The sequence below is a fragment of the Pseudomonas sp. Os17 genome, assembly GCF_001547895.1.
Lineage (GTDB): Bacteria > Pseudomonadota > Gammaproteobacteria > Pseudomonadales > Pseudomonadaceae > Aquipseudomonas.
Map to the genome: position 1 here is coordinate 3,625,221 of NZ_AP014627.1, position 22,716 is coordinate 3,647,936.

The window sequence follows — 22,716 nt, forward strand, 5'->3', positions numbered from 1 at the left end:
ACGCACCTGCCGATGCGCCACGACAGCGGTAGGCGCTGGCTTGCCAGCGCAGGCGTCGGCCAGGCCGACGCAAGGCTCATGGGGCTCTTCGCCGGCAAGCCGGCTCCTACAGGGGACTGATGCGCCAGATGCCGAAGGGCTGCGCCGGTTCCAGGCGCATGAATTGGGTCTTGCCGTACCAGGTCCAGCGGTGGCCGTTCATCAAGTCTTCGCCCTGGGTCGAGGCGTCGTCAGGCAGCCCCATTTCCCACAGCGGCAGCTCGAAATGGGCCTCCTGCGGGTTGAACGGATCGAGGCTGACCGCCACCAGCACGAAGTTGTCGCCCTCGGCGCTGCGCTTGCCGAAATACAGGATCTGGTCGTTCCAGGCGTTGTACAGCTTGAGCCCCAGGTGGCTGTGCAGCGCCGGGTTCTGCCGGCGGATGCGGTTGAGCTGGGCGATCTCGGCAATGATGTTGCCGGCGGCGTTGAAATCCCGGGGGCGGATCTCGTACTTCTCCGAATCCAGGTATTCCTCCTTGCCCGGCAGCGCCGCCGACTCGCAGAGTTCGAACCCGGAGTACATGCCCCACAGCCCCGAGCCCATGCTGGCCAGCACCGCGCGGATCAGAAACCCCGGGCGCCCCGACTCATGCAGAAACGCCGGATTGATGTCCGGGGTGTTGACGAAGAAGTTCGGCCGGAAGCACTCGCGCCATGGCGACTGGTTGAGTTCGCTGAAGTAGCTGGCCAGTTCGCTCTTGGTGTTGCGCCAGGTGAAGTAGGTGTAGCTCTGGGAGTAACCGACCTTGCCCAGGCGCGCCATCATCGCCGGGGTGGTGAAGGCTTCGGCCAGGAAGATCACCTCCGGGTGCCGGCCGCGCACGTCGGCGATCAGCCACTGCCAGAACGGCAGCGGCTTGGTGTGGGGGTTGTCCACGCGAAACAGCTTGACCCCCTCCTCGACCCAGCCGAGGACGATGTCCCGCAGTTCCAGCCACAGACCGGGGATGGCCTCGGCGGCATAGAAGTCGACATTGACGATGTCCTGGTACTTCTTCGGCGGGTTCTCGGCGTATTTGATGGTGCCGTCCGGTCGCCAGTTGAACCAGCCCGGATGCTGCTTGAGCCAGGGGTGGTCCTGGGAGCACTGGATGGCGAAGTCCAGGGCGATTTCCAGGCCGTGGTCGGCGGCGGCGGCCACCAGCCGGCGAAAGTCCTCCAGGCTGCCCAGTTGCGGATGGATGGCCTCGTGGCCGCCCTCCTCGCTGCCAATCGCGTAAGGGCTGCCGGGGTCGTCCGGCGCGGCGCTGAGGGCATTGTTGCGGCCCTTGCGATGGCGGCGGCCAATGGGATGGATCGGCGGGAAGTACAGCACGTCGAAGCCCATGTCATGGATCATCGACAGCCGCCCATGGACATCGTCGAAGGTGCCGTGGCGCCGGGGATCATCGGTGATCGAACGGGGAAACAGCTCGTACCAGCTGGCGAACTGCGCGCGCTTGCGCTCCACATCCACCGGGTACTCGGGGCTCAGGCTCAGGTAGGGACGGTGATCGGCCTCGGCCATCAGCCGGGCGCTGCGCTCCGCGAGAAACAACGCCACCTGCTCGGTCTCCAGCAATCCGGCCAGTTGCTCGCGCAACGCAAGCAATTGCTCGCGCAACGGCCCCTCGCTGCGTTCGGCGGCCTGCTGCACCTGATTGCGCCCCTCCTGCAGCTCCAGGCTCACCGGCACCCCGGCCTGGTGCTTTTTCTCCAGCTCGTGGCAGAAGCTGGCGAACTGGTCGATCCAGGCTTGGATGCAGAAGCGGTAGCGCCCCACCACCGGCACCGGGAAGCGCCCCAGCCAGCCATCGTTGCCCTGATCCTCCAGAGCCTGGCTGTACCAGCTGTCCTGGCCCTCGTTGCGCCAGCGCACGCGCACCGCCAGCCGGTCGTGACCGTCGGCGAACACCTTGCACGTCACCTCGACCTCCTGGCCCTCCACCGCCTTGACCGCAAACTGCCCGCCATCGAGCACCGGACGGGTGTTCTCGATGGCGATGCGCGGCAGCAGCAAGGCCTGGGACAAGGGCAGCTGCGACGGGTGGTCGTGCTGTTGTGTCGGTTTCTCTGCAGTCATCGAGCATCACCCCTCTAACACGTCCAAGACGCTCTGGTTGTGGAGCCGGCGGCACCCCGGTGAATCCATGCACCTAGTGTCCGAGCCACAGGCCGCGGCGAAAGTTCAGCGCAATTGCTCGGCCAGGCGACGGGAATCAAATCCGCGTACACAGGGTCCACCGCAAGAGCCTGTGCATCGACAAGCACAAAGGAGGCCATAGCGATGAATATCCCGATCCCGGCAGAAACCCCCGACCCGAACCTCGACCAACCGCCCTTGCCCCCCAGCGAACCGCCACCGGTGCCCGAGCAGGATCCGCCCGGCACCACCGCACCGCCCAAGGGCGATCCACCCACTACCCAGCCACCGGTGGAGCTCCAAGCATAGCCAGCGGTCCCGGCAGGTCGGCGGCGGCAACCGCCGCCAGGCACCGTTGATCGCCGCCGTCGAACCCGGGCTACACCCCGGCCCCTAACCTGTATGCCCACCGCCAAGAGGAACGCACCATGAGCCTGCGCATAGAAAACCAGACCTGCTATTTCGACACCGACACCCTTCACCTGCGCCTGCCCGCCAGCGCCGTGACCGTCATCACCGACAGCGCCAAATCCATGTCGGCGGTGGATCTGACAGGCGAACGGGTCTACATCACCGAGGCCCAAGCCGACGCCTTGACCGTGGCGGGCGCTACCGACGGCCGGCGCCATCTGAAGGCCACCGAGGGTGATTCGGTGATTTGACTGACCTGGATCAGGGCTGTCCGCACAGGCCTGTGCCAGAGGCCCATGCGGCCATCCCTGGGGGTGCTGGAGGGGGTGCAGCAAGTTGTCGCAGGGCCCCGGAAAAGCTCATCTGATACGGTTTTTTATCAAATACCTGAGTCTGTTATGCAAACAGATCCGTGGTCATAGTTGCGCGGCCTGATGGAGGCTGATGAGCGAACGACCATGAGCGAAAGAATCCCCGTCCGATTAGTAGAGACCTTCGAACCTTCACAACCCAAACAGATGAAGTCGAAGACCACCGACAAACACGTTTACACCCGCAGCTTCACCGGTTTGTTCCGTACCCTGCGCATGACCGGCGCGGGTTTTCTGTTCCTGCTGTTCTTCGGCACGGTCTGGTTGAACTGGGGCGGCCGCCAGGCGGTGCTCTGGGACCTGGCCGAAAGCAAGTTCCACATCTTCGGCGCGACCTTCTGGCCCCAGGACTTCATTCTCCTCTCGGCGCTGCTGATCATCTGCGCCTTCGGCCTGTTCGCCATCACGGTGTTCGCCGGCCGGGTCTGGTGCGGCTACACCTGCCCGCAAAGCTCGTGGACCTGGCTGTTCATGTGGTGCGAAAAGGTCACCGAAGGCGAGCGTAACCAGCGCATCAAGCTGCAAGCCGCGCCCTGGGGCCTGAACAAGCTGGCCCGCCGCGCCATGAAGCACGCCCTATGGCTGGGCATCAGCCTGCTCACCGGGCTGACCTTCGTCGGCTACTTCACCCCGATCCGCCCCCTGGCCCACGAGCTGCTGACCCTGCAGATCGGCGGCCTGAGCCTGTTCTGGGTGCTGTTTTTCGCCGCGGCCACCTACATCAACGCCGGCTGGCTGCGCGAAGCGGTGTGCATGCACATGTGCCCCTATGCCCGCTTCCAGAGCGTGATGTTCGACAAGGACACCCTGACCATCTCCTACAACCCGGTGCGCGGTGAAAGCCGTGGCCCGCGCAAACGCGATGTGAAGCCTGCCGACGTCGGCCTGGGGGATTGCATCGACTGCCAGCTGTGCGTGCAGGTCTGCCCCACCGGCATCGACATCCGCGACGGCCTGCAGATGGAGTGCATCGGCTGCGCCGCCTGTATCGACGCCTGCGACTCGATCATGGACAAGATGGGCTATGCCCGGGGCCTGATCGCCTACACCTCCGAACACGAGCTGCAAGGGGGCAAGACCCACCTGCTGCGGCCGCGCCTGGTGGGCTACAGCGCGGTGCTGCTGGTGATGATCGGCGCCCTGGTCCTGGCCCTGGTGCAACGGCCGATGGTGTCCCTGGACGTGAGCAAGGACCGCGGCCTGTTCCGCGAGAACGCCATGGGGCAGATCGAGAACATCTACAGCCTGAAGATCATCAACAAGACCCAGGAACGCCAGAACTACCGCCTGGCCCTGGTGGACGGCGATGGCTTCGAACTGCAAGGCAAGACCGAGCTGAGCCTGGCCCCGGGGGAAATCACCGACCTGCCGGTGTCGGTGGCAATGACCCAGGACCGTGCGCAAAGCAGTTCCCAGGCCATCAGCTTCAAGGTCGCCGACAGCGATGACCCTGGCGTCTACGCCGTGGCCAAGAGCCGTTTTGTCGCGCCGATGAACCGCTAAGCCTCTAGAATGCCGTGGCCGGGGAGCCTGCTGACTCCCCCGGACCACGGGAACGCTGTACTCGACGCCGCCATGGGCCCGCCCTGGCCGTCGAGTCCCCCGACTCCCTCGCCACCGAACACCTTGACCCGATGACCAGACTGGATCTTGCCCCGCAGATGAAACGCTACGAAAAATTCGCCGACGACATCGCCGAACTGATCCGTTCCGGGGTCCTGGGTCCGGGCCAGCGCGTGCCTTCGGTGCGCTACGCCAGCCAGACCTACGGGGTCAGCCCGTCGACGGTGTTCCAGGCCTACTACCTGCTGGAGCGCCGCGGCCTGATCCGCGCCCGCCCGCGCTCCGGCTACTTCGTCAACGCCCACGCGCCGAGCCCGTTCTCCGAGCCGGTGATCAGCAGCGAAGTCAACGAATCCACCGAAGTCGATGTCAGCGAACTGGTGTTCTCGGTGCTCGACTCGATCAAGGACCCGAGCACCGTGCCCTTCGGCTCGGCGTTCCCCAGCCCGACCCTGTTCCCCCTGCAGCGCCTGTCCCGCTCCCTGGCCAGCGCCAGCCGCGAGATGGACCCGCGGGTGGTGGTCACTGACATGTCCCCGGGCAACCCGCAACTGCGCCGGCAGATCGCCCTGCGCTACATGGTGGCCGGGCTGATGCTGCCCATGGAGGAGCTGCTGATCACCAATGGCGCCCTGGAAGCCCTGAACCTGTGCCTGCAGGCGGTGACCGAGCCCGGCGACCTGGTGGCCATCGAGGCCCCGGCCTTCTACGCCAGCCTGCAAGTGCTGGAACGGCTCAAGCTCAAGGCGGTGGAGATTCCCGTGCACCCGCGGGACGGCATCGACCTTGGAGTCCTGGCCCAGACCCTGGAGCGGCACCCGATCAAGGCCTGCTGGTGCATGACCAGCTTCCAGAACCCCATGGGCGCGAGCATGCCCGAGGCCAAGAAGCAGGAACTGGTGGAGCTGCTGCGCCAGCACCAGGTGCCGCTGATCGAAGACGACGTCTATGCCGAGCTGTACTACGGCCAGCAGGCGCCGAAACCGGCCAAGGCCTTCGACACCGAGGGCCTGGTGATGCACTGCGGCTCCTTCGCCAAGAGCCTGGCCCCGGGCTACCGCATCGGCTGGGTGGCCGCCGGGCGTTACGCACAGAAAATCGAACGGCTGAAACTCATGACCTCGCTGTGTGCCTCGATGCCGGCCCAGGCGGCGATTGCCGACTACCTGCAGCACGGCGGCTACGACCGCCACCTGCGCAAACTGCGCTACGCCCTGGAAGAACAGCAGAGCGCCATGCTGGCGGCGATTGCCCGCTACTTCCCGGCGCAGACCCGGGTCAGCCAGCCGGCGGGCGGTTACTTCCTGTGGCTGGAACTGCCACCGCAGATGGACTCGCTGAAACTGTTCCAGATGGCCCTGGCCCAAGGCATCAGCATCGCCCCCGGACCGATCTTTTCCCCGACCCAGCGCTTTCGCAACTGCATCCGCCTGAACTACGGCAGCCCCTGGAACGACGCCGCGGAACAGGCCATGGAAACCCTGGGGCGGATCATCCGCTCCTTTTGAGTGCTGTAGGCGCACGGGGAGTCGGGCGATGGGGTGTATCAGGTGCATCGAGGTGGCAGGTTTAGCGCCTGCTGCGTCGGCCGTTCGCAGCCTGCGGCAGCGGCTACAGGGCCCTATATTGTTCTGTAGCCGCTGCTGAGCCACGGCGAAGCTGCGCAAAGGTCCGTAGGACCTTCGGCCCTGCCAAGAGCAACGTCGCCCTGTAAAGGTCAAATGAAACCAGGCCGGTAGGCCGCCGTCTTGCTTTGGCTTTTGATCTGCCTGCCCCTTTAGACACGATGGTCGTTTGTCTGGGTCGGCATTCCAGCCCCTGAAAGAACCCAAACTCCCTTGCCCCACCCCCTCGTTTCCTTCAGCATCCGCACTCCAATTTTCCAGGGAAAGGAACACGTCATGGTCGAAGACCTGTATTACGACGACTACCCAGAGGCCAAGGCCGAACTGCTCAAGGCCATCGAACGCGGCCGCCTGCCCCTGCTGACCCAGGAACTCAACGCCTACGACTGCATCCAGGCGATCTTCGAACTGGACGCCATCAACAACCCCAAGGACGAGGAAGACGCCTTCTTCGACCTGGCCCTGGCCCTGATCGGCTGGATCCCCGGCCCGGGACAAGGCCTGAAGATCCTCCTGCGCCTGATCAACCGCGCCCCCCAGCGCCACGCCGAAAAGCTCTTCGACATGATCCGCTACGCCCTGATGGCCTGCCGCCTGAAAACCAGCCCCGAACAGCTGCTGGAAAAGTGCCTGGACCCAATGCGCCTGGCCGAAGAACTGCCCGAGATCATCCGCGGCGTGAGCGCCTCTAGCACCTTCAACGGCCTGGCGCCCCAGCAGCAGCGCCTGGTGCTGCACAACCTCAACGAAGCCTGCGAACACACCGAATTCCTCATGGCCTCGGTGCAAGAGCGCATCGCCCCGTGGATCGCCGAGCAGCGCAACAACTCGGCCGCCGCCCACAGCCGCGGCCCGGCCCTGGTGCCCAAGCCGCAGTCTTCCCTGGAGCCGCGCGCAACCACCCTCACCCCCGCGCCGCAGCCGGCAAGCCAGGACGCCGCGAGCCTTGCCCAGGACATCAACCAGGGCCTGGAACACCTCACCGGCGAAGGTCACTGGCTGGAGCTGAACCTGCACTACCCCAACCTGGAACCGGTGTCCGGCGCCGCCTACCGAGCGGTGTTCAGTGACGGCTCGCAAGCCGAGGGCAGCCTCGATGAAGAGGGTTTTGCCCGCCTGGAAGGCATCCCTGAGGGCCCGGTGAAGATCTACTACGGCGAAGACCCGCGTCCCTACCTGCGCCAGCCGATCAAGGCCCTGGCGGCCGATGCGCAGCAACTGGAAGAAGAGCTGGAAGCGCTCGACCTGGAGCCCGCCGAAGTCGACCTGGCGACCCTGCTGCTGGAAACCTCGCAGCGCAAGGCGCCCTTCACCCTGATTCCCGTCTACTGAAGCCAGGCACCGACATGAACCGCAGACAAGTGTTTCTCAGCCACAAGCAGTACCACGACTTCCTCGAAAGCCTGGCCGGCGAAGAGGCCCATTGGCAGACCCATTCGATGATGGCCGACAGCCCCGAGCAGGAAGCCTCCCTTAAGGCCTCCACGGTGCGAAGCGCGCGCCTGCACCATTTGATCCTGGGCTACACCGGCGGTGCCCCCATGGAGCAACTGGCCCGGGAGCTGGACGGGGTGATCGAAGGCTACGAGGACTACCAGCGCAAGCTGGAGGTTTATGAAGAACGGCCGGATATCGCGCCACTGAACATCGAAGACTACCCCGACGAGTACGAGGAATATGTCCAGGTGATCAGCCTGTGCATCCTCCTGCAACGCAGCGACCTGCTACCGCGTCTGGTGCTGCTGCAGGACCGCGCCGGCTTTGGCGGCCAGGACACCCTGATCGAGGACCTGCTCAAGCCCTACCTGCCGGATCGCGCCGAGCTCGATGAGTGGTACCACAGCCTCTACTCGCCCCTGATCTGGGCGATCTACAGCGAAGACCCGGACGAGCCTCGGGAACTGCTGGTGGAGTACTGCAACCAGTGGTACGAGGCGTTCGAACAGGCTCCCTGGCACGACTCCCACCTGCAAGGCGACGAGGGTTCCTACTTCGGCTACTGGGCCTTTGAAGCCGCTGCCGTGGCCTACCTGTTCGGCCTGGACGACAGCGCGGTCAAGCACATGATCTTCCCCCGGGAGATGCTCGAATACGCCCGGCGCTTTACCCCGCCAATTTCCCAAGGGGCGATACCGGACTGATACGCCCCGTTTACCTCCCCTGCTTAAAAAAGGTGATGCACTGCCCATGAAATCCTGGATCAAGACCCTGCTGATCACTCTGCTTGCCGCGGCCTTGTGCCTGCTGTTTGCCCGCGTTGTCCTGCCACTGCTGCTGTCGTTCCTGGTACCGCCAAGCTTGGAAGGCGCCCCCTGGTACTGGATCAATCTGCTGCTGGCCGGTTTCTTCGCCGGGCTGCTGGTGGCGCCCCTGCTGCGCACCCGGCGCTACTACCCGGTGCCTCTGCTGCTGTTGTTGTCGACCCTGGTGGTGGTGGGCAGCTGGGCGCAGAGCCGCTGCAACGACGCCCAGTTGCAGGCCATCGAACAGTTGGAAAGGCGCAGCGCGAGCCATTCGAACCTGGGGTTCTCCGAGGAGCAGCCCGAGCCTTCGGCACCCGTGGACCTGGGCGCCACACCAGACGTCTGGGCCCATGAACAAGGCTACGGATATGGCTACAGTTGCACCCGTCCGGGGGAAACCCTGGGGTACCTGGCGCCGTTGTTGATGGGTTTTGTCATCAACGTGCTGGGGCTGTTGCTGGCGTTGCTGATCGGCCCCGGTCGCCGCCGCGCCAACTGAAGGAAACCGCAGGAACTGGCTTGCCAGCGAAAGCGTCAGCGAGGTCAGCACAAGGCTTGAGGGCCTCTTCGCCGGCAAGCCGGCTCCTACATGGCAGACCACAAGCTCAGGGGGGCTGGTAGGAGCTGGCTTGCCAGCGAAGGCGTCTGCGAGGTCGGCGCAAGGCTTGAGGGCCTCTTCGCCGGCAAGCCGGCTCCTACATGGCAGACCACAAGCTCAGGGGGGGCTGTAGGAGCTGGCTTGCCAGCGAAGGCGTCTGCGAGGTCAGCACAAGGCTTGAGGGCCTCTTCGCCGGCAAGCAGGGGGCTGTAGGAGCTGGCTTGCCAGCGAAGGCGTCTGCGAAGTCGGCCCGGCTCCTACATGGCAGACCACAAGCTCAGAGGGGGCTGTAGGAGCTGGCTTGCCAGCGAAGGCGCCTGCGAAGTCGGCACAACGCTTGAGGGCCTCTTCGCCGGCAAGCCGGCTCCTACATGGCAGACCACAAGCTCAGAGGGGGCTGTAGGAGCTGGCTTGCCAGCGAAGGCGTCGGCGAGGTCGGCGCAAGGCTTGAGGGCCCCTTCGCCGGCAAGCCGGCTCCTGCGGATAGGCCGCAGACTTGCGGGGGCTCAGCGGCCGCCGCCCAGGTCAATGAAGCTGCCGGTGGTGTAGGAGGCCTTGTCCGACAGCAGCCAGAGAATGGCTTCGGCCACTTCGTCGGGACGTCCGCCACGGCCCATGGGAATCGCCGATTCCAGTTTGCTGACCCGGTCGGCGTCGCCGCTCAGGGCATGGAAGTCGGTGTAGATGTAGCCCGGACGCACCGCATTGACGCGGATGCCCTCGCCCGCCACTTCCTTGGACAGGCCGATGGTAAAGGTGTCCAGGGCACCCTTGGACGCGGCGTAGTCGACGTATTCGCCCGGAGAACCCAGGCGCGCCGCCACCGACGAGACGTTGACGATGCTGCCGCCCTGCCCGCCATGGCGCGGCGACATGCGCAGCACCGCGTGCTTGGCGCAGAGGATCGGCCCCATGACATTGGTCTTCATGATCTTCTGGATGCGGAATTCGGACATTTCATCGAGACGGGACTTGTGCCCCACGGTCCCGGCGTTGTTGACCAGGGCGGTGACCCGGCCCAGCTCGCTGTCGACCCGCTGGAACAAACCGATGACTTCGTCTTCGATACTGACGTCGGCCCGCACCGTGATGGCCTGCACGCCCAGGGCGCGAACCTGCTCCAGCACCTGATGAGCCGCCTGCTCGTCGGCCTGGTAATTGATGCACACCTTGAAACCCTGCTGCGCGGCCAGCAATGCCGTGGCCGCACCGATTCCCCGCCCGCCACCGGTGATGACGATGACTTTGTCCATACTGCCGACTCCCTGACTGATCATTTCAACGCCCGCCATTAAACACCCCGCAGGCAGCGATGAAAACCGCAGTGACATCAAACAGCCTCTATTCCGGGCTCACAGGACCGTGCCCCTGGCGATGGCCGGCCGAGGCCAGCCTCAGGTGTCGTGCCGGGCCTGTTGTTCAGCCTGGTGGATACCCTGCATGAAGCTCTCGGGCGGTAGCGGGTGACCCAGGTAATAGCCTTGCAGCGAGTCGCAGCCCAGCTGGGTGAGGAAACTCTGCTGCACCCCGCTCTCCACCCCCTCGGCGACGATGCGCAGGCCCAGGGCCTGGCCCAGGGCGACAATCGCCGAGACGATGGCGGCGTCGTCGCTGTCGTGCTCCAGGTCACGGACGAAACCACGGTCGATCTTCAACTCGTTGGCCGGCAGGCGCTTGAGGTACATCAGGCTCGAATAGCCGGTGCCGAAATCGTCGATGGACAGGTCCACCCCCATGTCCGACAGCTGCTGCAGCACGATCATGCTGACATCGGCGTCGTTCATCGCCGTCGTCTCGGTGATTTCCAGGGTCAGGTTGTTGGCCGGCAACTGATTGCGCTCCAGGGCCTGGGCCACACTCTTGACCAGCCCCACATGGCAGAACTGCAAGGCCGAGAGGTTCACCGCGATGCGCCAGTCGGTGTAGCCCTGGACATACCACTGGCGCATCTGCCGGCAGGCCTCGTGCAGCACCCAGTCGCCGATGGCGATGATCAGCCCGCTCTTCTCCGCCAGTTCGATGAACTTGTCCGGCAGCAGCAGGCCGTGTTGCGGATGCTCCCAGCGCAACAGCGCCTCGGCCCCCACCGGACGCCCGTCGCCGGCATCGAACTTGGGCTGGTAGTAGAGGCGGAACTGATTGTGCTCCAGGGCATTGCGCAGGTCCTGGAGCAACTGCAGCTGGCGCCGGGCGTTGCTGTTCATCGACGCATCGAAAAAGCTGTAGCCGTTCTTGCCGGTGGCCTTGGCGTGATACATGGCCGCGTCGGCATTCATCAGCAGTTCCTGGGCGGTCAGGCCATTGCCGGGATACACCGCGATGCCGATGCTGGCGGAAATCTGCAGCTCGTGTTCGGCCACGCGGAACGAGCGGGACACCAGGCCCACCTGCCGCGCCGCCAGGCGCAAGGCATCATCCGGCTCGCCGAGCTGCACCAGCAGCACGAACTCGTCGCCGCCGATCCGTGCCAGGGTGTCTTCGCTGCGCAGGTCCTCGCGCAGGCGCAGGGCCACCTCCCGCAGCAACTGGTCGCCCATGTGATGGCCAAACGCGTCGTTGACCGGCTTGAAGCCGTCCAGATCGATGAACATCAGCGCAAAGCAGCCGCCATGGGCGGTCACCCGGTGCATCGCCTGATCGATGCGGTCCGCCAGCAGAATGCGGTTCGGCAGACCGGTCAGGGTGTCGTGCAGAGCCAGTTGGGTCAGCTCCTTGTTGGCCTCGGTCAAGGACTGCGCCAGCACCGCGGTGCGGGCTTCCAGGCGCGCGTCCAGCACCGAGGTCAGCAAAGCGATGATCAGCACCGCCAAGGTGGTGATCAGCACCAGATTGTCCAGGCCCTTGCCACTCAGGCCATTGCCCAGGGCCCCGCAGAAACTGCCGTCACTGAAACGCGCAGCGGCCATGCCGGTGAAATGCATGCCGACGATGGCAAACCCCATGACCACCGCCGCGCCGGTGCGGGCCAGACGCACATGGGGCGTGTTCTGGCGCAGGCGGAAGGCGATCCACAACGCCGCCAGCGAAGCACCGAAGGCAATCAGCAACGAGGCGCTGAACAGGCTCGGGTCGTAGTCGATACCCGGCTGCATGCGCATCGCCGCCATGCCGGTGTAGTGCATGCCACTGATGCCGGCGCCCATGATCAAGGCGCCGAACAGCAGTTGCCACAGCGGCAGGCGCGGCTGGCTCACCAGCCACAGGGCAAAGCCGCAGGAGAGGATCGAGATCAGCAGCGACAAGGCGGTCAGCGCGATGTCGTAGCCCAGCTCGATGGGCAGCTCGAAGGCGAGCATGCCGATAAAGTGCATGGACCACACACCGATGCCCATGGCCAAGGCTCCGCCGCACATCCACAGGTAGGCCGCACGGCCTTTGGTGGTGGCGATGCGTCCGGTGAGATCGAGGGCGGTGTAGGAAGCGAGGATCGCCACGAAAATGGAGATCACGACCAACGCGGGGGAGTAACTACCGATGAGCATGGGGCATCTCTTGGCCGTTGTGCCGATGTTTGCCCGGCGGGCAAAAGCGCAGATTGTACTGATTGCGCAGAAGAACGCATCTACAAAGTGAGCAAACCGCCAGTAGCCGGACAGAACGTCTGCCCCGGGCCTTTGATGCCCCTACAAGGCTTGTGGGCAAGGCCGTTGCGCGGCCATGTCCGCGGCCCTCGCGCCCCCTGCGCGAGGCCCTGATGGCGGCCTATTTCTGCTCGCCGACCTGCAGCTGGCCGTCCCAGCCGCCACCCAGCGCGGCGATCAATTGCACGCTGGCAATCAGCCGGCTCTGCAGCAGGCTGAGGACGCTGCGTTCGTTGCTCAGGGCGGTGGTCTGGCTGGTGACCACGTCCAGATAACCGATGAGTCCGGCCTTGTACTGGTTCTCGGTCAGGCGCAGGGCCTCGCGGGCCGAATCCAGGGCCTGCTGACGCACCCCCGCCTCGTCCTCCAGGACCTTGAGCTGGATCATGTAGTTTTCCACCTCGCGGAAACCGTCGAGCACGGTCTGCCGGTACTTGGCCACGGTCTGGTCATAGGCCGCCTGGGTGCGATCCACTTCCGCCGAGCGCTGGCCACCGTCGAACAGGGTCATGGCCAGCTTGGGGCCCACCGACCAGAAGCGGTTCGGCAGGCTGATCCAGTCGGCGTAGGTACTGCTGCTGTAGCCGCCGGCCAGGCTCAGGGTCAGGTCCGGGTAATAGGCCGCCTTGGCCACGCCGATATTGGCATTGGCGGCCATCACCGAACGCTCCGCCGAGGCGATGTCCGGACGCCGCTCCAGCAACTGCGAGGGCACCGCCAGGGGGACCTGGGGCAGCAACGGAATCCGCGAGGTTTCTGCCAGGTTGAACTCGGCCGGCGGTACGCCCATCAGCACCGCGATGGCGTTTTCGAACTGCGCCCGCTGCCAGATCAGGTCGATCAGGTCGGCCTGGGCGCTTTTGAGCTGGGTCTGGGCCTGGGCCACGGCGTCCTTGCCGGACACCCCGGCCTGATACTGGTTCTGGGTCATGGTCAGGGAGCGCTGATAGGCCGCCACCGTGGCTTCCAGCAGGCGCTTCTGTTCGTCGATTACCCGCAGTTGCAGGTAGTTCTGCACCAGTTCCGACTGCTGGCTCAGGCGCATCGCCGCCAGATCGGCGAAGCTCGCCTCGGCGCTGGCTTGATTGGCTTCCAGGCCACGGCGCAGCTTGCCCCAGACATCCGCCTCCCAGCTCACGCCCAACTGAGTGTTGTAGGTGTCGCGAATGCCGCTGCTGGAGCTGCTCAGCCCCGAACTGCTGCTGCCGGTGCCCTGGCTGGCCCGGGTCTTGCCGGCGCTGAGGTCGACACTGGGAAAGAACGCCCCACGGGAGCTGCGCACCAGGGCCTGGGCCTGACGGTACTGGGCCTCGGACTGGGCCACGCTCTGGTTGGAACGGTTGAGCCGCTCGATCAGGCCGTTGAGCTGGGCGTCACCGTACAGCTCCCACCAGGCGCCCCGGGCCAGGGCATCGCTGGGATTGGCCTGGCGCCAGCCCTGGGCCTCCTTGTACTGCACAGGCTCGGCCACCTGGGGCCGCTGGTAGTCGGGTCCGATGGCGCAGGCACTGAGCAGCGCCACGCACAGGCCCAGGCTCAAGGCCCGCGAGCCCCGGGCCATGGCCAGGCGCTGGGCGGACAGCAGAGTAACGGGACGGGACGATTGGTCGGTCATAGCGGCGTTTCCAGAGCGGCATCGGTACGGACCCCACGCCAGTGGTTGAACTTGTGGCGCAGGCGATCGAGATAGAGGTAGACCACCGGGGTGGTGTAGAGGGTCAGGACCTGGCTGAAGACCAGGCCGCCAATGATGGTCAGGCCCAGGGGCTGGCGCATTTCCGAGCCCTCGGCGCCCCCCAGCAGCAACGGCAAGGCGCCGAGGATCGCCGCCAGGGTGGTCATCAGGATCGGCCGCAGGCGCTGCAGGCAGGCACTGCGGATCGATTGCAGCGGGTCCAGGCCCTGGTGGCGCTCCAGTTGCAGCGCCAGGTCGATCATCAGGATCGCGTTCTTCTTCACCACGCCGATCAGCAGGAACAGCCCCAGCAGCGAGATCAGGCTGAACTCGCCGCCCAGCACGTAGATCGAGAGCAAGGCGCCGACCCCGGCCGACGGCAGTGTGGAGAGAATGGTCAGCGGGTGAATGTAGCTTTCATAGAGCACCCCGAGCACCAGGTACACCGCCAGCAGCGCACCGAGAATCATGAACGGCTGGCTCTTCTGGGTGGCGGCGAAGGCGTCGGCGGTGCCGGCCATCTTGACGATCACGTCCTCGGGCATGCCCAGTTTGGCAATCGCCCGTTCGATGGCGGCGGTGCCCTGCTCCACGGTCACGCCTTCGGCCATGTCGAAGGAAATGCTCTCCGAAGCGAACTGCCCTTCGTGGCTGACCCGGTCGTCTTCCAGGCTGTTTTCATAGTGGGCGATGGCCGACAGCGGGATCCGCGCCCCGGCACTGGTGATCACCTGCACCTGATTCAGGGTGATCGGGTCCTGGGCGTATTTCGGGTTGACCTCCATCACCACCTGGTACTGGTTGAGGCTGTCGTAGATGGTGGAGATCTGCCGCTGGCTGTAGGCGTTGTTGAGCACCGCGGTGACCATGTCCATGTCCACCCCCAGGCGCTTGGCCTGGTCGCGGTCGACCACCAGGGTCACCTGCTGGGCGCCGCGGCCCTCGCGGGCGTCGATGGCGGTCAGCTCGGGCAAGGCGCGCAGCGCGGTGACCACTTTCGGGTACCACTGGCGCAATTCGCCCAGATCGCCGCTTTGCAGGATGTAGGAATACTGCGAGGTGGTCTGCTCGCGGCCGCCGCCGAACTGCAGGTCCTGGTCGGCCATCAGCATCAGTTGCGCGCCGGGCACCTTGGGCATTTCCTTGCGCAGGCGCTCGATGACCTTCTGCGCCGAAATATTGCGCTCCTTGATCGGTTTGAGGCGCACCAGCATGAAGGCGTTGTTGGTGCCGTTGTTGCCGCCGATGAAGCCGGCCACGCTTTCCACCGCGCTGTCCTTGAGCACCGCGCGGCGGAAGATCTCCATCTTCGGCTGCATCACGCTGAAGGACAGGCCGTCGTCGCCACGCACGAAGCCGATCAACTGGCCGGTGTCCTGCTGCGGCATGAAGGTCTTGGGCACCACCACGTACAGGGCCACGTTGACGCCGATGGTGACCAGCAGGCTGAACAGGGTCAGGCGCTTGTGCCGCAGCACCCAGTCCAGGCTGGTGGCGTACTTGCCCACCATCCACTCGTTGCTGCGCCGGCTCCAGCGCTGCAGGCGGTTTTCCTGGCCCGGGGTATGCGGCTTGAGCCAGCGCGCGCAAAGCATCGGGGTCAGGGTCAGGGACACCACCAGGGACACCACGATGGCCGCCGCCAGGGTGATGGAGAACTCGCGGAACAGGCTCTCGATGATCCCGCCCATGAACAGGATCGACAGGAACACCGCCACCAGCGACACGTTCATCGACAGCAGGGTGAAACCCACCTCCTTGGCCCCCAGGTACGCCGCCTTCATCGGCGCGATGCCTTCGTCGATATGCCGGGAAATGTTCTCCAGGACCACGATGGCGTCGTCCACCACCAGACCGGTGGCGAGGATCAGCGCCATCAGCGACAGGTTGTTCAGGGAGAAGCCATACAGGTACATCACGGCGAAGGTGCCCACCAGCGACACCGGCACCGCCAGGGTCGGAATCACCGACGCGCGAAAATTGCCGAGGAACAGGAACACCACCAGGATCACCAGGGCCACGGCGATCAGCAGGGTCATCTCGGCCTCGTGCAAGGTGGCCTTGATCACCGGCGAGCGGTCCATGGCCAGGTTGAGCTTGACGCTGGCCGGCAGCACCGCCTGCAACGCCGGCAACTGGGCCTTGATCTCGTTCACCGTCTCGATGATGTTGGCCCCGGCCTGACGGTTGATCACCAGCAGCACCGCCGCATCGTCGTTGAAGAAGCCGCTGTTGTAGCGGTCCTCCACGCCGTCGCTGACCTTGGCCACGTCTTTCAGGCGCAGGGGCGCACCGTTGTTGTAATGGATGATCAGCGGTTCGTAATCACGGGCTTTTTCCAGCTGATCGTTGGCCTGGATCTGCCACAGCCGCTGGTCATCCTCCACCGAGCCCTTGGGCCGGCGCTGGTTGGCATTGGCAATGGCGTTGCGCACGTCGTCCAGGGCCACGCCGTACTGGTTGAGCAGCTGCGGCTCCAGCTCGATGCGCACCGCCGGCAAGGAGCTGCCGCCAATCTGCACCTCGCCCACGCCCTGCACCTGGGACAGGCTCTGGGACAGGATGGTCGAGGCCAGGTCGTAGAGCTGGCCCTTTTCCAGCACATCGGAGGTCAGCGACAGCACCATGATCGGCGCCTGGGACGGGTTGACCTTCTTGTAGGTGGGCATGCTGCGCATGCCGCTGGGCAGCAGGTTGCGCGAGGCGTTGATGGCCGCCTGCACTTCCCGGGCCGCGCCATTGATGTCGCGGTCTAGGTCGAACTGCAGGATCACCCGGGTCGAACCCTGGCTGGAGCGGCTGCTCATGGTGTTGACCCCGGCAATCGCGCCGAAGGAGCGCTCCAGCGGCGTGGCCACGGTGGAGGCCATGACCTCGGGGCTGGCCCCCGGCAGGCTGGCCTGGACCACGATCACCGGAAAATCCATCTGCGGCAGCGGCGCCACCGGCAACAGGCCGAAGCTGACCCCGCCCAGCAGCATGATCGCCAACGACAGCAGCATGGTCGCCACCGGGCGTTTGATGAAAGGACCGGACAGGTTCATGGGCGACCGCTCCAAGCTTCAAGCCTCAAGCGGCAAGAGAAAAGCGGGATCGGTGCACGCTCTTGCTTCTGCTTTTGATCGAGCTTGCAGCTTGCGGCGTGCAGCTTGCCGCTGACGCCCCTCACACCACTTCTCCTACGGCGGGCTTGGCAAACCGGCGGCCCAAGCGGTCGAAGTACAAGTAGATAACGGGCGTCGTGAACAGGGTGAGGATCTGGCTCACCAGCAGGCCGCCGACCATCACCAGGCCCAGGGGCTGGCGCAACTCGGCGCCGGAACCGGTGGCCAGCATCAGCGGCACGGCGCCGAACAGCGCCGCCAGGGTGGTCATCAGGATCGGCCGGAAGCGCAGCAGCGCCGCCTGGTAGATCGCCTGTTCCGGGGCCATGCCCTGGTGGCGTTCGGCGTCGAGGGCGAAGTCGATCATCATGATCGCGTTCTTCTTGACGATGCCGATCAGCAGGATGATGCCGATGATGGCGATCATGCCCAGGTCGTTGCCGCTGAGGATCAGCGCCAGCAAGGCGCCCACCGCCGCCGAGGGCAAGGTGGACAGGATGGTGATCGGGTGGATGTAGCTCTCGTAGAGCACGCCGAGCACGATGTACATGGTCACCACCGCCGCCAGGATCAGCAGCAAGGTGCTCGACAGCGACGCCTGGAAGGCCTCGGCGGCGCCCTGGAAGCGGGTCTGCACCCCCACCGGCATGCCGATCTCCTGCTGCACCTGCTCGATGACGTTCACCGCCTTGCCCAGGGCCACGCCCGGGGCCAGGTTGAAGGACATCATCACCGCCGGGAACTGGCCGATATGGGCGATGGCCAGCTGCGCCTGACGCTCCTCGACATGGGCCAGGCTCGACAGCCGCACCTGCCCGCCGTCGGTGGTCTTGACGTGGATCTGCTCCAGCGCCTGAGGCCCGATGCGCTCGCCGGCCTGGGCCTGGAGCACCACCCGGTACTGACTGGCCTGGGTATAGATGGTGGAGATTTGCCGCTGACCGAAGGCGTCATACAGGGCGTCGGTGATGTTGGACACCGAAACCCCGACCCGGGACGCCGCATCGCGGTCGATCACCAGGTACACCTGCAAGCCCTTGTCCTGCAGGTCGCTGGTCACGTCGGTGAGTTCCGCACGCTGGGCCAGGGCTTCCACCAGGCGATTGCTCCACAGGCTCAGCAGCTCGGCATCCGGCGACGACAGGCTGAACTGGTACTGGGTGCGGCTGACCCGGTCTTCGATGGTCAGGTCCTGCACCGGTTGCATGAACAGGCGGATGCCCAGCAGCTTGTCGACCTCGGGCTGGATCCGCGCGATCACCTGGGCCGCGCTCAGGTCACGCTCGCCGTGGGGCTTGAGGTTGATCAGCAGGCGGCCGCTGTTGAGGGTGGCGTTGTCGCCGTCGACGCCGATGTAGGACGACAGGCTTTCCACGGCCGGGTCCTGCAGGATGATCCTGGCCAGATCCTGCTGGCGCTGGCTCATGGCGGCGAAGGACACCGACTGCGGCGCCTCGGAAATGCCCTGGATGACCCCGGTGTCCTGCACCGGGAAGAAGCCCTTGGGCACCACCAGATACAGCAGCACGGTCAGGCCCAGGGTGCCGACGGCCACCATCAGGGTCAGGAACTGGTGCTTGAGCACCCACTGCAACTTGCGCCCGTAGCTTTCGATCAACCAGTCGATCCAGGCGCCGCTGGCGCGGTAGAAGCGCCCCTGCTCTTCAGGCTTGGGCTCACGCTTGAGCAACCGCGCGCACATCATCGGGGTCAGGGTCAGGGACACCACCAGGGAAATCAGGATCGCCACCGCCAGGGTGATGGCGAACTCGCGAAACAGCCGCCCGACCACGTCGGCCATGAACAGCAGCGGGATCAGCACCGCGATCAGCGACAGGGTCAGGGAGATCAGGGTGAAGCCGATCTGCTTGGCGCCCTTGAGCGCCGCCTGCAGCGGACTGTCGCCCTCCTCGATGAAGCGCGAGATGTTCTCCAGCATGACGATGGCGTCGTCCACCACGAACCCGGTGGCGATGGTCAGGGCCATCAGGGTCAGGTTGTTCACTGAAAAACCGGCCAGGTACATCACCCCGAAGGTGCCGATCAGCGACAGCGGCACGGCAATCGAGGGAATGATGGTGGCGCTGGCCCGGCGCAGAAAGAGGAAGGTCACCATCACCACCAGGGCGATGGCGATCAGCAGTTCGTGCTGCACATCCTTGACCGAGGCGCGGATGGTCTGGGTGCGGTCGGTGAGCACCGTGACGTCCAGGCCCGCCGGCAGGTTGTCGGTGATGCTCGGCAGCAGCGCCTTGATCCGGTCCACCACCTCGATCACGTTGGCCCCGGGCTGGCGCTGGATATTGAGCAGCACCGCCTGGTTCTCGTTGGCCCAGGCCGCCAGGCGCTCGTTCTCGGCGCCGTCGACGATCTCGGCGACATCCTTCAAGCGCAGTGGCGCGCCATTCTTGTAGGCCAGGATCAGCTCGGCGTAGTCCTTGGGCGAAGTCAGCTGGTCGTTGGCATCGAGCATCGAGACCCGGGTCGGGCCATCGAAGTTGCCCTTGGGCTGGTTGACGTTGGATGCACCGATCAGGGTGCGCACGTCCGCCAGGTTCAGACCGTTGGCCGCCAGGGCCTCGGGGTTGACCTTGATCCGCACCGCCTGGCGCTGGCCGCCGGCAATGCTGACCATGCCGACGCCGCTGATCTGGGCGATCTTCTGCGCCATGCGCGTGTCCACCAGGTCATTGAGCTTGGGCAGCAGCATGGTCTTGGAGGTGATGGCCAGGGTCAGCACCGGGGTGTCCGCCGGGTTGACCTTGTTGTACACCGGCGGCGCCGGCAGGTCCTTGGGCAGCAGGTTGGTGGCGGCGTTGATCGCCGCCTGCACCTGCTGCTCGGCCACGTCCATATTGATGTCGAGGCTGAAGCGCAGGGTCAGCACCGAGGCGCCGCCGGAGCTGGTGGAGGCCATCTGGGTCAGGCCGGGCATCTGCCCGAACTGACGCTCCAGGGGCGCGGTGACCGCGCTGGTCATCACGTCCGGGCTGGCCCCGGGGTACAGGGTCATGACCCGGATGGTCGGGTAGTCCACCTGGGGCAAGGCCGACACCGGCAACAGGCGATAGGCGATCAGGCCGGCCAGGACAATGGCCAGCATGCTCAGGGTGGTGGCTACCGGACGGAGGATGAACAGTCGCGAGAAATTCATGCGCCGACCTTTTGCGCCTTGCCATCAGCCGACTTGCCATCCGCGGCCGGCGCACCGGCGGGCTTGCCCTGCAGGTGTTCGGTGGGGGTGGTGGGCACGGCCGAGCTGTCGTTGACCACTTCCACCTCGCTGCCGTCCTTGAGGCGGTCGGTGCCTTCCATCACCACGCGATCGCCGGCCTTGAGGCCGTCCTTGATCACCGTCGACTCGCCGTTGCTGTCGCCTACCTGCAACTGACGGATCTTCACCTTGTTGTCGCCATCCAGGGCGTAGACGAAGGTCCCGTTGGTGCCGAACTGGATCGCCGCCGAAGGCGCCAGCACCACGTTCTTCAGGGTGTCGGCCAGCAGCCGCACATTGACGAACTGGTTGGGGAACAGGCCCTGGTCGCGGTTATCGAAGCGAGCCTTGAACTTCAGGGTGCCGGTGGTGGTGTCGATCTGGTTGTCCAGGCTTTGCAGCACGCCGCTGGCCTGCAGCTTCACATCGCCCCGGTCCCAGGCTTCCACCGGCAGCTTGGCGCCGCTGTGGTAGCGCTTGAGCACGGTGTCCAGGCTGTTCTCCGGCAGGGTGAAGGCCACGCTGATCGGCTGGGTCTGGGTGATGATCACCAGCGCCGTGGTGTCGTTGGCCGACACCAGGTTGCCCACGTCCAGCTGGCGCAGGCCCACGCGTCCGGCGATCGGTGCGCGGATATTGGTGAATTCGAGGTTGAGCTTGGCGTCGTTGACCGCCGCCTGATTGGTCTTGACCGTGCCCTGGTACTGGCCCACCAGCGCCGCGGCGGTGTCCAGGGTCTGCTTGGCGATGCTGTCCTGGGCATACAGGCCGCGGTAGCGCTCAAGGTCGACCTGGGCGTTCTTCAGCTGGGCCTGGTTCTGCAGCAAGGTGCCTTCGGCCTGGAGCAAGGCGTTCTGGTAGGGACGCGGATCGATCTGCGCCAGCAGGTCGCCGGCCTTGACCATCTGCCCTTCCTCGAAGTTGACCTTGACCAGTTCCCCCGCCACCCGGCTGCGCACATTGATGGTGTTCAACGCGGTCACCGTGCCCAGGGCCTTGAAGTACACCGCGAAATCACCCTGGGTCACCGGCGCCACGCGCACCGGGATCGGCCCGCTGGCACCGCCGAAACCGGGGCGCAGGCTGCCGCTGCGTCCGGTATGCCCGGCCGCGGCCTTCGCCTGTGCACCCTCTTTGGGGGCGCTGCCGGCGGGCCAGAATTTCCAGCACAGGCCGGCCACCAGCAGCAGGACAAACAGGCCGAACAGCCAGCGACGAGAGTTGCGGGGAGCAGAGGATTGCATGGAGTGATCAACCATTGGGCGCGTGGGAGTCTTCTTTGAGGAAGGCTGAACGATAAGCACTAGAGCGGGTTTAGCAAAGCGCCTTTACCGGCAATTTACCTTTGACTGACGTTTTAAGGTGCGGCGCTAAGCCACTGAAGCACAAATAAAAACGGCCTGGACAGAGCCAGGCCGTGAATAATTGTAAAAGCGCTTACTTGAGCACAGCCAGGGCCGCGTCGTAGTTCGGCTCTTCGGCGATTTCCTTGACCAGCTCGCTGTGCAGCACGGTGTCGTTTTCATCCAGCACCACCACGGCGCGGGCGGTCAGGCCAGCCAGCGGGCCGTCGGCGATGGCCACGCCGTAGTTCTCGATGAACTCGCGGCCGCGCAGGGTCGACAGGTTCTGCACGTTTTCCAGGCCTTCGGCACCGCAGAAGCGCGCCTGGGCGAATGGCAGGTCGGCGGAGATGCACAGCACCACGGTGTTGGCCAGATCGTTGGCCTGGGCGTTGAACTTGCGCACCGACGTGGCGCAGGTCGGGGTGTCGACGCTTGGGAAGATGTTCAGCACCTTGCGCTTGCCGGCAAGGCTGCTCAGGGAAACGTCGGCCAGGCCGGCGCCCACCAGGGTGAAGGCAGGCGCTTTGGAACCGACTTGCGGCAGTTGGCCATTAACCTGCACCGGATTGCCTTTGAGAGTGACTTGAGCCATGAACGGAGTCCTTATTGAACAGTGATGATGGAACAGCAATGAGCATTCTTGAGAGGCCGAAGTTAAGCATGAAACGGCGCGAGCACCTATTGCCAGGCGGATAAATCGTCCAACAACCTGGCAGATTGCAGGGACTGGCTTGCCAGCCAAGGCGGTTTCGAAGCTGGCATCCGGCTCAGGGTCGTCTTCGCCGGCAAGCCGGCTCCTACAACAACCCGCGCACCACCTG

The 22,716-nt window shown here is 65.1% G+C and carries 15 protein-coding genes; 7 read left to right on the plus strand and 8 right to left on the minus strand.

Features of this window, described 5'->3' with window-relative positions; all coding sequences use genetic code 11:
• Positions 1 to 106 precede the first annotated feature (106 nt).
• Entirely contained in the window at positions 107 to 2,104 is a 1,998-nt protein-coding gene (locus POS17_RS15830) for an alpha-1,4-glucan--maltose-1-phosphate maltosyltransferase (RefSeq protein ID WP_060839447.1), read from the minus strand.
• Between the two features lie 204 nt (positions 2,105 to 2,308).
• Between POS17_RS15830 and POS17_RS32160 the strand changes: the two genes are divergently transcribed.
• From POS17_RS32160 to POS17_RS15860, 7 genes are all read left to right on the plus strand, one after another.
• Positions 2,309 to 2,473 carry a hypothetical protein gene (locus tag POS17_RS32160; RefSeq protein ID WP_164990736.1) on the plus strand — a complete coding sequence of 55 codons (165 nt, stop codon included), beginning with the start codon at positions 2,309 to 2,311 and terminating at the stop codon, positions 2,471 to 2,473.
• A gap of 119 nt (positions 2,474 to 2,592) precedes the next feature.
• Positions 2,593 to 2,826, plus strand: a complete 234-nt coding sequence (locus POS17_RS15835) for a DUF3203 family protein (RefSeq protein WP_060839448.1) — start codon at positions 2,593 to 2,595, stop codon at positions 2,824 to 2,826.
• A 207-nt stretch (positions 2,827 to 3,033) separates the two neighbouring features.
• Positions 3,034 to 4,449, plus strand: coding sequence for a cytochrome c oxidase accessory protein CcoG (gene ccoG, locus POS17_RS15840; protein ID WP_060839449.1), 1,416 nt, complete (start codon positions 3,034 to 3,036; stop codon positions 4,447 to 4,449).
• A gap of 158 nt (positions 4,450 to 4,607) precedes the next feature.
• Positions 4,608 to 6,017: a GntR family transcriptional regulator MpaR gene (mapR, locus tag POS17_RS15845; RefSeq protein ID WP_047304573.1), complete on the plus strand. Its 1,410-nt coding sequence runs from the start codon at positions 4,608 to 4,610 to the stop codon at positions 6,015 to 6,017.
• A 393-nt stretch (positions 6,018 to 6,410) separates the two neighbouring features.
• On the plus strand, positions 6,411 to 7,466 hold the full coding sequence (locus tag POS17_RS15850) for a hypothetical protein (protein ID WP_060839450.1): 1,056 nt from the start codon (positions 6,411 to 6,413) through the stop codon (positions 7,464 to 7,466).
• Between the two features lie 14 nt (positions 7,467 to 7,480).
• Positions 7,481 to 8,275, plus strand: a complete 795-nt coding sequence (locus tag POS17_RS15855) for a PoNe immunity protein domain-containing protein (protein WP_060839451.1) — start codon at positions 7,481 to 7,483, stop codon at positions 8,273 to 8,275.
• A 46-nt stretch (positions 8,276 to 8,321) separates the two neighbouring features.
• On the plus strand, positions 8,322 to 8,876 hold the full coding sequence (locus POS17_RS15860) for a hypothetical protein (RefSeq protein WP_060839452.1): 555 nt from the start codon (positions 8,322 to 8,324) through the stop codon (positions 8,874 to 8,876).
• Positions 8,877 to 9,481: 605 nt separating this feature from the next.
• Here POS17_RS15860 and POS17_RS15865 read toward each other — a convergent pair.
• From POS17_RS15865 to tpx, 7 genes are all read right to left on the minus strand, one after another.
• Positions 9,482 to 10,228: an SDR family oxidoreductase gene (locus tag POS17_RS15865; protein ID WP_060839453.1), complete on the minus strand. Its 747-nt coding sequence runs from the start codon at positions 10,226 to 10,228 to the stop codon at positions 9,482 to 9,484.
• A gap of 141 nt (positions 10,229 to 10,369) precedes the next feature.
• A complete protein-coding gene (locus POS17_RS15870) occupies positions 10,370 to 12,457 on the minus strand; it encodes a putative bifunctional diguanylate cyclase/phosphodiesterase (RefSeq protein ID WP_060839454.1) in 2,088 nt (695 codons plus the stop codon).
• 220 nt (positions 12,458 to 12,677) lie between these two features.
• A complete protein-coding gene (locus tag POS17_RS15875; protein WP_060839455.1) occupies positions 12,678 to 14,171 on the minus strand; it encodes an efflux transporter outer membrane subunit in 1,494 nt (497 codons plus the stop codon).
• Positions 14,168 to 17,275: an efflux RND transporter permease subunit gene (locus POS17_RS15880; RefSeq protein ID WP_060839456.1), complete on the minus strand. Its 3,108-nt coding sequence runs from the start codon at positions 17,273 to 17,275 to the stop codon at positions 14,168 to 14,170. Before POS17_RS15880 ends, POS17_RS15875 begins: the two co-directional genes overlap by 4 nt.
• 121 nt (positions 17,276 to 17,396) lie before the next feature.
• Positions 17,397 to 20,489 (minus strand): MdtB/MuxB family multidrug efflux RND transporter permease subunit, encoded by a 3,093-nt coding sequence (locus POS17_RS15885; RefSeq protein ID WP_060839457.1) that lies wholly within the window; start codon positions 20,487 to 20,489, stop codon positions 17,397 to 17,399.
• Complete coding sequence (locus tag POS17_RS15890) at positions 20,486 to 21,808, minus strand: MdtA/MuxA family multidrug efflux RND transporter periplasmic adaptor subunit (protein ID WP_060839458.1); 1,323 nt, start codon at positions 21,806 to 21,808, stop codon at positions 20,486 to 20,488. The genes POS17_RS15885 and POS17_RS15890 overlap by 4 nt, the downstream gene beginning before the upstream one ends.
• A gap of 178 nt (positions 21,809 to 21,986) precedes the next feature.
• Positions 21,987 to 22,487, minus strand: coding sequence for a thiol peroxidase (gene tpx / locus POS17_RS15895; RefSeq protein ID WP_060839459.1), 501 nt, complete (start codon positions 22,485 to 22,487; stop codon positions 21,987 to 21,989).
• Positions 22,488 to 22,716: the final 229 nt, after the last annotated feature.